The sequence below is a fragment of the Pseudoalteromonas sp. SR44-5 genome (genome assembly GCF_014163675.1).
In the GTDB taxonomy this organism is placed as follows: domain Bacteria; phylum Pseudomonadota; class Gammaproteobacteria; order Enterobacterales; family Alteromonadaceae; genus Pseudoalteromonas; species Pseudoalteromonas rhizosphaerae.
In genome coordinates this window covers 1-568 of the sequence record NZ_JACJDT010000176.1, presented here as the reverse complement: position 1 = coordinate 568, position 568 = coordinate 1, and the positions used below count along the sequence as shown (strand labels likewise).

Sequence of the window (568 nt, the reverse complement as noted above, 5' to 3'; positions counted from 1 at the left end):
CAAGCGTGTGGTTTAAAACACTGTAATCCACATGCACTACGCCATGCTTATGCAACACATCAACTTGAATCAGGAATGCCACTTCATCAATTGCAACATCAGCTTGGTCATAGTGATATTAAAACGACACAAAGTTACTTACACTGGTTACCTGAGTTAGGGCATGGCGGCATTGATTTGCTTGCGAGTTGGAGTAAACAATGAGCGCTTTGCACCTCGCTGATATTTTAAACTCAAATCTTGAGAATTATCGGCAACATCATACGATGAGCTATCAACAACTGCGTGTCTGTCAGCACCTTCAATCATGCAGAACAGGTCAGCTCGGTTATCAAGCATGGCAATGTGATAGCTGTGGGGAGTCGCAGCAGATTGGGTGTAGTTGTCGAGACCGTCACTGTCCGCGTTGCCAAGGCATGGCCACGGCTAAGTGGGTGCGAAGACAGCAAGAGGATTTATTACCGTGTCGGTATTTCCACCTTGTTTTTACGCTCCCTCATGAGTTGAATATCATTGCTCACTATAACCCAAGTGTGTTGTACCAGTGTTTGTTTAAAGCCGTATGGCA

At 45.2% G+C, this 568-nt stretch carries 2 protein-coding genes; both read left to right on the top strand.

Annotation, left to right across the window (positions count from 1 at the left end):
- On the top strand, nucleotides 1-204 hold a 204-nt coding region (locus H5154_RS24330; protein ID WP_182719773.1), incomplete at its 5' end, for a tyrosine-type recombinase/integrase.
- Nucleotides 201-568 (top strand): transposase zinc-binding domain-containing protein (locus H5154_RS24325; RefSeq protein WP_182719774.1); only part of this gene is annotated, 368 nt, incomplete at its 3' end. The genes H5154_RS24330 and H5154_RS24325, both read left to right, overlap by 4 nt.